The following is an 11053-nucleotide window of genomic DNA, read 5'->3' as shown; positions in this document are numbered from 1 at the left end:
CTTGCGAGGGTGAAGAGGCGTGATGGCAAGGTCGGTGAAGCGACAGATCGAGAGCAGCCTTACCCGGGTCAAGGGGCCAAGCAACCCCGCGGACTTGATCAGGCCTCGATCCACGGTTCCCATCAGGGCCTGCGGCTCACCGCCGCGACAACAGGCCGGACACATGACCGCAAGCAAAGACCGACGCCAAAACGCAAAACAAACCCTGGCAAGGCGGGGGCCATCCACACATGATCCGGGCATCCATCGTGCCGTCTGCACCATGGATTGCCAGGTCGCGCGAAGCGGTGCGAAGCACTGGGCTACGCCCCCCTACGCGCCCCGGCAATGACAGCGGGGTGTGGTCATCTCCTATTCACATTAAGACCGCGTCAAAGAAAACGAAGCAACCCTCTAAAGAATCGAAAGAAACCGGTTCACGAGAGCACCGCGATCTGTACGACGGCGGCCAGGGTCAGTTGCGCTCCGACCGCGACGACGGCCCAGAAATCCAGCTTGCTCATGGTGGCTCCCCATCCCTTGCTCTGCGATCTCATCAAAAAGAACATATCATGAACATTTGCTCCGTGCAAGCGCGCTTCCCGGCAGTCGGCGCAAGAACGCCGGGACCTTTGTCCGCTTCTGCGCCATAAGGGGGAATGACCGAGGCGAAGTTCCTGGAAGGCTCGATCCTTCGGCACATCACGGTGATGACCGCCACCGCCTCGATCGGCCTGATGGCGCTCTTCGTCGTCGACCTGGTGGACCTCTATTTCCTCAGCCTGCTCGGCGAGGTCGAGCTGGCGGCCGCGGTCGGCTATGCCGGCTCGATCCTGTTCTTCACCACCTCGATCTGCATCGGCCTGGCGATCGCCATGGCGGCCCTGGTGGCGCGCGCCGTCGGCGCCCGAGAGACCGCGCGAGCCAAGCGCTACGTGGTCCACGTCAGCCTCTTCGCGCTGATCGTCACGGTCCCGCTGGCGGTGCTGGTCTGGCTGGCGATCCCCGATCTGCTGCGCCTGGTGGGGGCCGAGGGCCGGGCCCTGGAGCTCTCGGCGACCTACCTGCGGATCATCGTGCCGTCGATGCCGGTCCTCGCCCTGGCGATGGCCTCGGGCGGCGTGCTGCGCGCGGTCGGCGCCGCCCGGCTGGCAATGTCTGCGACCCTGGCCGGGGGACTGGTCAACGCCGTGCTCGACCCGATTCTGATCTTCGGCCTTGAACTGGGCGTGGCCGGGGCGGCCTGGGCCTCGCTCGCGGCCCGCGCCACGGTCTTCCTGGCCGGCACCTACGGGGTGGTCGTCCGGGTCGAGATGCTGGGCCGCTTCAAGGCCCGCGTCTTCGGCCGCGACGCCGCACGCATCGCCGCCATCGCCGGGCCGGCGGTCCTGACCAACGTCGCGACCCCGGTCGGCAACGCCTACGTCACCGCCAGCATGGCAGCCTTCGGCGACGACGCGGTCGCCGGCTTCTCGATCGTCGGCCGGATCATCCCGGTCGCCTTTGGCGTGATCTTCGCGCTGTCGGGCGCGGTCGGCCCGGTGATCGGGCAGAACTACGGCGCCGGCAGCTTCGCGCGGATACGCCGCGCCCTGCTCGACGCCCTGCTGCTCTCGACCGCGGTTGTCCTGGTCTCGGCGAGCCTGCTTTTCCTCCTGCAGGACCAGATCGCCGCGGCCTTCGGCGCCAGCCCCGGCGCGGCGGCGGTCTGGGGCTTCTTCGCCAGCTTCATCGCCGTCACCTTCGCCTTCATGGGCGCCCAGTTCGTCGCCCACGCGGCCTTCAACAATCTGGGCCGCCCGCTCTGGTCGACCTGGTCGAACTGGGGCCGGGCGACGCTCGGCACCATCCCCCTGGTCTGGCTCGGCGCCGCCTGGCTGGGCCCGGAGGGCGTGCTCTTGGGACAGGCGGCCGGCGGGGTGATCTTCGGCGCCGGCGCCTACCTCGTCGCCTGGTGGCTCTGCGCCGTGCCGGAGCGCCTCGGCCCCTCGCCGACCCGGACCCAGATGTTCCGCATCCCGCTCTCGCCGCTGACCGTCTACCGCGGCTGGACGGGTTTCTTCGACCAGGATCGGGCCAAGACGCGCGGCGAGCCGGAAGGCGGCGCGTGACTCCCTTCCCGGGAGGCTGCCATGCGCGCGCGGGCCTTGTCTCCCAGGCCCGGAGAGGTCACACCTAGGCGCAGGGCCGCAAGCCCGCCTTCACGGCGAACGGGGGAGACGACGGCGCCGCGACAAGCGCCCGGATTCGGGCGCGATGCCCGCTTCGCCTTCGGACTTGGCATGACGACCAACAGCACAGCGCCCGCGCGGATCGGCAGCAACGGCAAGGCCTATCTTCTGCTCACGGTCACCGCCCTCTGCTGGGGCGCGAACGCGGTCTTCGGCCGCCTGGCGGTCGGCGAGATCTCGCCCATGGCGCTGGTCGCCTTGCGCTGGCTGGGGGTGGTCCTGCTGCTCCTGGTCTTCGCCCGTGAGGCCCTGCGCCGCGACTGGCCGTTGCTGCGCCGGCGCCTGCCTTTCGTCCTGACCATGGGCGCCCTGGGCTTCACCGCCTTCAACGCGCTGTTCTACGTCGCCGCCCATTCGACCACCGCCGTCAACATCGGCATTCTCCAGGGCTCGATCCCGGTCTTCGTGCTGCTCGGCGCCTTTGCCGCCTATCGGACCGGAGTCCGGGCGCTGCAGCTCTCCGGCGTGCTGGTCACCCTGGTCGGGGTCGCCACCGTCGCCTCCGGCGGCGAGCCGGCCCGCTTGGCCGCCCTGGCGTTCAATCCCGGCGACCTGCTGATGTTGCTCGCCTGCCTGCTCTACGCCGGCTACACCGTGGGCCTGCGTCGGCGCCCCGAGGTCTCCTCCCTCGGCCTCTTCGCGATCATGGCGATGGCCGCCTTGGCGACCTCCCTGCCCCTCGCCCTGGCCGAGGCCGCCTTCGGCGACTTCGCCTGGCCGACGACGACCGGCTGGGTGATCGTCGTCCTGGTCGCGGTCTTCCCCTCCTTCCTGGCCCAGCTCAGCTTCATGCGCGGCGTGCAGCTCATCGGGCCCGGCCGGGCCGGGGTCTTCGTGAACCTCGTGCCGGTCTTCGCCTCGATCTTCGCCGTCGTCTTCCTGCAGGAGCCCTTCGAGGCCTTCCACGCCGTGGCACTCGGCCTCGTGCTGGGCGGCATCTGGCTGTCCGAGCGCGGCAAGGCCGATTGAGCCGATGGCGTGGCAGGCCGCGGGCCGGAACGGCTCGCGGCCTGCATTTGAATGAGCGATCAGTCCTTCGGCTGCGGGACGATCCGCAGGTAGGGCTTCGGCGCCTTCCAGCCGTCCGGGAACTTCTCCTTCGCGGCCTCGTCGGAGACCGCGGGGACGATGATCACCTCTTCGCCCTTCTGCCAGTTGACCGGGGTCGCGACCTGGTGCTTGGCGGTCAGCTGGATCGAGTCTAGGACCCGGAGGATCTCGTCGAAGTTCCGCCCGGTGCTCATCGGGTAGGCGATGATCAGCTTGATCTTCTTGTCCGGGCCGACCACGAAGACGTTGCGCACCGTGGCGTTGTCGACCGGCGTGCGGCCCTCCGAGCTGTCGCCGGCGTCGGCCGGGAGCATGTTGTAGAGCTTGGCGACCTTGAGGTCGCTGTCGCCGATCATCGGGTAGTTCACCTTGCCGCCGGTCACCTCCTCGATGTCCTGGGCCCAGCGCTCGTGGTCCCCGACGGGATCGACGCTTAGGCCGATGATCTTGGTGTTGCGCCGGTCAAACTCCGGCTTGAGCCGGGCCATGTAGCCGAGCTCGGTGGTGCAGACCGGCGTGAAGTCCTTGGGATGCGAGAACAGGATCACCCAGGAATCCCCGCCCCAATCGTGGAACTTGATCCGGCCGTCCGTGGTCTCGGCTTCGAAGTCCGGCGCCGTGTCGCCAATCCTCAGTGTCATCCTTCTCCCCTTCCTTTGCTGCGGCCGCATCGCCGGCCGCCTGCGGCCGGCGCTATGCACAGCCCTGAACTGTGATGTGTGTGAAATACCACCGGGCTTCAAGGAAAACGCAACGGCGGCAGCCTGTCCAGGACGGTCTTTCGAGAAGGCGCCGTCAGTCCGCCATGGATCGATCGAAGAACGCGGCGATCGTCCGGTCGTGCCAGGCAGCCCGGCTGCCTTTGCCGTGAAAGCCGACATGGCCGCCGCCGGGCGCCAAGCGGATCCGCAGGTTGGCTTGCGCCCGCGCGGCGGCGGCATCGTAGGCGGCCGCCGGGATCCAGGGATCGTCGCGCGCGTGGAGCAGAAGCGCCGGGACCTCGATAGCGGGCAGGAAACCCTGAGCGGAGCAGCGGGCGTAGTAATCCTCGGCGCCGTTGAAGCCGGCCGCGGGCGCGACGACGGTGTCGTCGAAGGCGAGGACGCTGCGCGCCCGCCGTGCCCTCGTCGCCACCTCCGGCAGGACGCCGCCCGGGGTGGCCAGCAGCTCGGCCTTCATGCGCGACAGCAGGTAGGCATGATAGACCCGGTTCCGCGCCGCCATGATGCGGACCTGGGTCGCCTTGAGGTCGATCGGCGCCGAGACGCTGGCGGCGGCCACGACCGGGAGCTCGCGCCCCGCCTCGGCCAGGAACTTGAGCAGGATGTTGCCGCCGAGGGAATAGCCGACCAGGGCGAGGCCCCGGGCCAGAAGCCGGCCGTCCTGCGCCCCAAGCGCCCGCAGGGCCGCGGCCAGGTCCGCGCTGCTGCCGGCGTTGTAGCCCCGCCGGGCCAGCGGCCGCCCCGGCCCGGCGCCGCGCAGGTTGAGGCGCAGCACCGGATAGCCTTGCTCCAGGAGAAGCCGCGTCGTGCCGAGGACGTAGAAGCTGTCCTGGCAGCCGGTCAGGCCGTGGACCAGGACCACCAGCGGCTTGGCCCCGTCGGCGTTCTCCTGCAGCACTGCCAGCAGGCGGTCCCCCGAGCCGTCGTCCAATGCCAGCTCGACCCGCCGCGCGGGCCAGGGCGAGAGGTCCGGCCGCGGCCGCACGATGAAGTTGCGCAGGGTCTGCAGATCGCCGCCGAGCCAGGGGAAGCGGGCGACGAAGTCCGGCGGGTCGAAGCTCGCCCCCGCCCCGGCCGCCGTGGGCCGCTCCTGCCCCTTAGAGAAAGGCCTTGAAAGATCCTCTATGTTCATGTTGTGTTCTTTTCTTACGATCCTCTTGCGGTCCTACAGGGAGCATAGCGTGAGCGAAGTGAACGTCTGGGCGGTCCTTGCCGTCGGCACCCAACTGCTGCTTGCCGTGGTCGTTCAGTTTGCGGTCCTGTCCTGAGCGCAACACGTCGTAAGATCACGACATGGGGAGTCCCGGCGGGCAAGGCCAGCGGCACGAGCCTTTTCCCCGACCGCACTGCCGGACCCGCGCCGGGTGAGAGAGGACTTCGGCCCATGGAGCAGCGCATCAGCATCGTCACCCTTGGCGTGAAAGACCTGGGGGCCGCCCGCGCCTTCTACGAGAGACTCGGCTGGCGGATCGCCAACGAGGGCGAGGAAGCCGCGAGCATCGTCGCCTACGACCTCCACGGCATGACCCTTTGCCTCTACCCTTGGGACAAGCTGGCGGAGGACGCGCAGGTGCCGCCCGCGGGCGAGGGCTTCCGGGGCATGGTCCTGGCCTACAACGTGCGCGCCAAGGAAGAGGTCGCCCACGTCCTGGCCGCCGTCGAGACGGCCGGTGGCCGGGTCGTCAAGCCGGCCCAGGACGCCTTCTGGGGCGGACACTCCGGCATCTTCGCCGACCCGGAAGGCCACCTCTGGGAGGTCGCCTGGAATCCCTTTGCGCCGCTCGGCCCGAAGGGCGAGTTCCGATGGAAGGGCTGCGCGCCCGAATCGTGAAGATTTGGAACCCGGATCTGCGGACTCCGCAAGAACTCCCGCGGGTCGGAGCAATGGCCGCCAGCCGCGGCCAATCCCATTGGTCCGAGAACGCACCCCGGATTTTGCGTGTCTCGGAGCGGAGAGTCAGCGAGAGGATCGTGCGGCACTCGACGCCGACGACCGCCGGACCGGCAGCCACATCCTGAAGTCCCGGTAGAGGCTCGGCGAGGCCGAACCCTTGTCTTCGACCGTCGACGGCCCGACTTCGATCGCCTCGACGAAGGCCCGGGAACCTGTCGTGGGGTCATCCGTCTTCAGGACATCGAGCACGACGAAGCCCGAACGCGGGCTCGCCATCACCGTGTTCTCCGCCACGCCGACCGGCGTCGGAGGATAGATCGTGCCGGAGCCCGAGAGGATCTGCAGCACGTCCGGGGCACCCTCGATCCGGTGCGAGAGGATCTGCAGGTTGTGTTCGTGCCCACTCGCCACGACGACCTCGACATCTGGATGGCGCCGCAGCACGGCATCGAACCTCTCGATGAAATCCCGGTAGTTCCGGTGCGCAAGATCGTCCCTGGTGTAGAGACCGGCCTGCCTCGGCCAGACGTAGACCAGGGACGGCAGGACCGGAAGCGGCAGCAGATAGGGCACCGGCGTGCCCCGGAGGTCGGGTTGGTTCCAAAGCGGAAAGAAGTGGACCTGCCAGGGGTAGAAACCGCCATGCATCCCGTAGGACGCCAGCGGATGGTGGGCGGCGATGACGACCAGGCGACCCTCGGCGCCGGACAGCGCAGCATCGAGCGCGTCATAGACGTCCTGCGCCGGATCGATCCCGGCGTCGGGATCTCCCGCGGCGCAGGGATGAAGCCGGTCCCTGCGAACCAGCCATTCGCTGTCGAGATAGATGAGCCGCAGCCGCGGCCCTACGTCCCGCACGATGGGCCCGGGACAGGCGCCGCGCGGGAGCAGTTCCGCGCCGCCGCCGCTTAAAGACCTGACATAGTCCGCCTGCCGAACCAGCGCCGCTTGGCCCTCCCGCCCGTAGTCGTGGTTCCCCGGGACGAAGACGGTTTCGGCGCCGTTCGCGATCGCGGCATCGATCTGCTCCTTCAGGCGCGATTTGGCGACCTCGTGGAGCGGGTGGTCCTCGGGCGGCAGACCGTCGGGATAGATGTTGTCGCCGAGGAAGACGATGGTCGTCCGCGCACTGTCGAATTCGGCCGCGACACGCCGCAGTTCGGCCAAGACGGGGTCGCCCGCTTCGGCTTCGCCGGCATCCCCGATCAGGATGACCCGGTGCGTGATCTGCGCCTCCTCAGGAGGGCTGGGTGGTGCGGGATTCTGATGCGCAGGGTAGCGGGTATCCAGCGCGCAGGCATTCGCCGACAGTGCAAGCGTCAGGGCCAATGTGGTCAAGACCTTGCGGCGGGTCATTCCCCCCATGCCTTCTCTCCCCGACGCGGGAGAGTCAGGCGACCCGTCTTCGCGGCCTGAGCCGACGCAATGCGCGGCACAGCGGTTCGATCGCTCGCTCTTCCCGATCACGTTAGGTGGGAAAGAGCGGCGCGCTGTCAACTCGTGTTGGCGCAGCGACCGACCCGGGACCCCGGTCGCAACCGGCCATCGGATCGGCCGGGGCACCGAAGATCCGGTTCGACCCGTTATGCGCCGTGCCGGAGCCAGTCGCGGACCACGGCGATCTGGTCCTCGTCCATCAGCGCCGGCGCGTGGCCGCAATCCGGAAACTCGACCAGGGTCGCCTGCGCGCCCCGGCGGGTCATCTCCCGGGCGACCTCGGCGGTCAGGAGATCGGACTCGGCGCCGCGCAGCACCAGCACAGGGCAGGCGATGCGCTCCCAGAGGCCCCAGAGGTCGACGTCCTCCGGCGGCGCCTCGGCGAAGGGCCGGGCGATGCCGGGGTCGTAGCGCAGGCGGAAGCCCCTGCCCGCCTCGTCGCCGCTGTCCTCGCTCACGCCGTGCCGGGTCAGGTGTTGCCACTGCGCGTCGCTCAGCCGGCCGAAGGGCGCGTGGACCTCGCGGAAGTAGGCCTCGGCCGCCGCCAGGTCGGGGAAGCGCGGGTCCCGGCCGACGTAGCCGGCGATGCGCTCCAGCGCCGCCTTGGGAATGAAGGGGCCGACATCGTTGACGATCAGCCGCCGGATCGGCGTGCCCGGCTGGGCCGCCAGCATCATGCCGATCAGGCCGCCCATCGAGGTGCCCAGCCAGTCGAGGCGCTCGGCGCCCAGGCGCGCGATCAGAGCGGTCATGTCCGAGAGGTACTGTGGATAGCCGTAGCCGGCGGGATCCCGCAGCCAGTCGCTGCCGCCGCGCCCGACGACGTCCGGACAGGCGATGCGGAACTCCGCCGAGAGCGCCCGGCAGAGCAGGTCGAAGTCGTGGCGATTGCGGGTCAGGCCGTGGACGCAGAGCAGTGTCTCGGGCCGTTCCGGGTCGCCCCACTCGCCGTAGGCGACCTTGTGGAAGCCCTGGGCAGAGAGCCCCAGGACGAAGCGCTCGCGCAGGGCAGACGCCAGGCTGCCGGCGGCCTCGCTTGGTCCCGGCGGGATCATCCGAGCCGGCTGGGCGGAGTGTCGTGCACGGTCACGAAGGTCTCCGGATGGAATCCATTGAAGTGCGTGGCCAGGGCGTTGGAATAGGCGCCCATCTGGTCGAACTCGATCCAGTCGCCCTCGCGCAGGTCCGCCGGCAGGTCGAACTCGCCCGGCAGGACGTCGAGGGAATCGCAGGTCGGACCGTTGATGGTGAAGCGCTCCCTGGCCTCGGCGACCGCGCCCTCGAGGCGCAGCAGCCGCGCCGGCGGCTTGATCCTGACCTGGTTCATTTCCGACAGCGAGCCGTAGATGCCGTCGTTGATGTAGACCTGGTTGTCCTTGCGCAGCTGGACCTGAACCAGCAGCGAGCAGCCGGAGGCGACCAGCGCCCGGCCCGGCTCGGCCCAGAGCTCGACCGTCGGCTTGAGCGCGATCGCCTTGGCGCCGGCGCGGATCGCGTCCATGAAGTCCTCCAGGGGCGGCGTCTTGTGGCTGACGTAGTCGGCCGGGAAGCCGCCGCCAACGTCGACACAGTGCGGATCGAAGCCCGCGCCCTCGATCACCCGGCCGACCATCTCGAGCGCCTGGGTGTAGGCCTGGGGCGTCATGCACTGGGAGCCGACGTGGAAGCAGATCCCGCCCTGCATGCCCAGGCGGCGCGCCTCGCTCAGCAGCTCGATCGCCTCCGGGACCTCGCAACCGAACTTCGCCGCCAGGTGGTAGAGCGTGCCGTCGGCCGGCGGGGTCCTGAGCCGGACCACGGCGACCACGCCCTCGCCGCCGGTCTCGTCATAGATCTTCTTGAGCTCGCCGAGGTGGTCGACCGAGAAAACCTGCACGCCATAGACTTTGTGGGCGGAGCGGATCACCGCCCGGGCCTTGACCGGATGCATGAAGTAGGAGCGCGCATCGGAGACCGCATCGGCGACCGTCGCGATCTCGGGCAGAGAGGCCGTGTCGAAGTCGCGGATCCCGCCGCGGTAGAGCGCGCCCAGGACCAGGGGATGCGGGTTGCACTTGATGGCGTAGAGCACCCGGCCGGGGAAGAGGGTGACGAAGCGGCGCGCCGAGTCCTCCAGCACCTCCGGCCGGACGCAGTGGACCGGATAACTCGGCTTCAGCGCCCGGGCCACGGCCTGCACGCTTTCGAAGCTGTGTGATTTCTTGACGGTACAGGCGCCTGCGAGCAAATCGTGCCTCCGCGCAGCGTGCGCAACCATGCTTGGCCCTTGTCAGGACTTTCTCTGTCGGCGGTTAATAATCGGTGAGCCTTTCGCGTCGCGCCAGCCGCGCAGCAGGCCCTGGACCGGTGCGCCCAAGGCCAAGCGGCCCTCGCTCATGAAGGCTTCGTGGTTCTTTTCCACTTCTTCCGGGAAATAGCAATAGTTGACCATCATGCCGCAGGCCTGGCGCAGGCCGTTGGCCGAGGTGTCGCCCAGCCAGTTGACCCGCTCCAGCCGGGCGCCGTTCTTCAGGTGGAAGCGCGCCACGGGATCGATCGGCTGGCCGCCGTCCCGGCGCTCCAGGAAATAGCGTGCGCAGAGGCGCTGCAGCGGCGCCTCCAGGACCCGCGCCACGCCCGGCTCGCTCGGCCAGTCGGGCTCGGACACCAGGCTGACGAGCGCCTCCTGCGGCGCCTCGGTCCCGGCGGCGATCCGGATCTCCAGCTTCTCCTCCTCGGTCAGGAGGCCGGGCACCGCCTCCTTGCCGGCGCCCTCCAGCCAGGCGCGGAAACCGGGGATCGGCGACAGGGTGGCGAAGTTCTTGATCTGCGGGAACTCCTGGGAGAGCCAGACAGTCGCCCGCTTGATCAGGAACTCGCCGAAGCTGATGCCGCGCAGGCCCTTCTGGGTGTTGGAGATCGAATAGAAGATCGCCGTGTCGGCCTCGGCCGGGTCGCCGGTCGGCACCGTGACGTCGAGCAAGGCCTGGACGTTGCTGGCCAGGCCCCGGACCAGGGCGACCTCGACGAAGGCCAGGGGCTCCTCGGGCATGCGCGGGTGGAAGAGCGCGAAGAGGCAGCGGTCGGAGTCCAGGCGGTTGCGCAGGTCGTCCCAGGACCGGATCTCGTGCACCGCCTCGTAGGCGATCAGCTTCTCCAGCAGGGAGGCCGGCGAATCCCAGGTGATCCGCCGCAGGTCGAGGAAGCCGAGGTCGAACCAGGAGGTCAAGAGCTCGCGCAGGTCCCGGTCGAGGTCGCGCAGGAGCGGGTCCTCGGCGATCAGCGGCAGCAGGTCGGCGCGCAGATCGACCAGGAACTTCACGCCTTCCGGCAAGGCGTTGAACTGGGTGAGCAACTTGACCCGCGGCGGCTGCAGCGCACGGCGCAGCTGGTGATGGCCGACGAGCCGGCCCTTGAGGTCGTCGGCTGCACGGTAGGCGATGATCGCGTCCTCGACCGCGGCGTCGTCGGTGGCGAAGCGCCGGGCCAGGATCTCCAGGAACTGCCGCCGGCCGGCGGCGTCGCTCTCCAGGTAAGCCTGGCCCAGCTCGGCGGCACGCAGGCGGGCCGAGACCTCGCCGCCGCGGGCCAGCAGGCAGTCGGTCATGAGGCGGGTCAGGGTATCGGGGTCGGCGGCGTCCGGCGGCATCGCCAGGCCGAGAGTGCGCGCCGCCCCGCTGGCGACGTCGCGCCAAGCCGTCTTGAGGTTGCCGAGGGCCCGATCGAAGAAGTTCTCGTTCGCGATGTCACCCATGTCTGCC

General features: G+C 69.2%; 9 protein-coding genes. 3 read left to right on the top strand and 6 right to left on the bottom strand.

Annotated elements, in window-relative coordinates; all coding sequences use genetic code 11:
- Positions 1-638: 638 nt before the first annotated feature.
- Both QNJ30_23005 and QNJ30_23000 read left to right on the top strand, forming a co-directional pair.
- Positions 639-2090, top strand: coding sequence for an MATE family efflux transporter (locus QNJ30_23005; GenBank protein MDJ0946331.1), 1452 nt, complete (start codon positions 639-641; stop codon positions 2088-2090).
- Between the two features lie 171 nt (positions 2091-2261).
- On the top strand, positions 2262-3179 hold the full coding sequence (locus tag QNJ30_23000; protein MDJ0946330.1) for a DMT family transporter: 918 nt from the start codon (positions 2262-2264) through the stop codon (positions 3177-3179).
- A 59-nt stretch (positions 3180-3238) separates the two neighbouring features.
- Here QNJ30_23000 and QNJ30_22995 read toward each other — a convergent pair whose 3' ends face one another.
- On the bottom strand, positions 3239-3901 hold the full coding sequence (locus QNJ30_22995) for a peroxiredoxin (protein ID MDJ0946329.1): 663 nt from the start codon (positions 3899-3901) through the stop codon (positions 3239-3241).
- A 154-nt stretch (positions 3902-4055) separates the two neighbouring features.
- Positions 4056-5114, bottom strand: a complete 1059-nt coding sequence (locus QNJ30_22990) for an alpha/beta fold hydrolase (protein ID MDJ0946328.1) — start codon at positions 5112-5114, stop codon at positions 4056-4058.
- A 252-nt stretch (positions 5115-5366) separates the two neighbouring features.
- Between QNJ30_22990 and QNJ30_22985 the strand changes: the two genes are divergently transcribed.
- Complete coding sequence (locus QNJ30_22985) at positions 5367-5813, top strand: VOC family protein (GenBank protein MDJ0946327.1); 447 nt, start codon at positions 5367-5369, stop codon at positions 5811-5813.
- Between the two features lie 126 nt (positions 5814-5939).
- Here QNJ30_22985 and QNJ30_22980 read toward each other — a convergent pair whose 3' ends face one another.
- The 4 genes from QNJ30_22980 to QNJ30_22965 all read right to left on the bottom strand — a co-directional run bounded on the left by QNJ30_22980 (position 5940) and on the right by QNJ30_22965 (position 11046).
- On the bottom strand, positions 5940-7241 hold the full coding sequence (locus tag QNJ30_22980; protein MDJ0946326.1) for a metallophosphoesterase: 1302 nt from the start codon (positions 7239-7241) through the stop codon (positions 5940-5942).
- Between the two features lie 218 nt (positions 7242-7459).
- Positions 7460-8368 (bottom strand): alpha/beta hydrolase, encoded by a 909-nt coding sequence (locus QNJ30_22975; GenBank protein MDJ0946325.1) that lies wholly within the window; start codon positions 8366-8368, stop codon positions 7460-7462.
- Positions 8365-9540 carry a type III PLP-dependent enzyme gene (locus tag QNJ30_22970; protein ID MDJ0946324.1) on the bottom strand — a complete coding sequence of 392 codons (1176 nt, stop codon included), beginning with the start codon at positions 9538-9540 and terminating at the stop codon, positions 8365-8367. Before QNJ30_22970 ends, QNJ30_22975 begins: the two co-directional genes overlap by 4 nt.
- A 42-nt stretch (positions 9541-9582) precedes the next feature.
- Entirely contained in the window at positions 9583-11046 is a 1464-nt protein-coding gene (locus QNJ30_22965) for a malonyl-CoA decarboxylase family protein (GenBank protein MDJ0946323.1), read from the bottom strand.
- Positions 11047-11053: the final 7 nt, after the last annotated feature.

This window comes from Kiloniellales bacterium, assembly GCA_030066685.1.
Lineage (GTDB): Bacteria > Pseudomonadota > Alphaproteobacteria > Kiloniellales > JAKSBE01 > JAKSBE01.
Note: the sequence above shows the minus strand (reverse complement) of the source record. Positions and strands in the feature narration are given on the sequence as shown.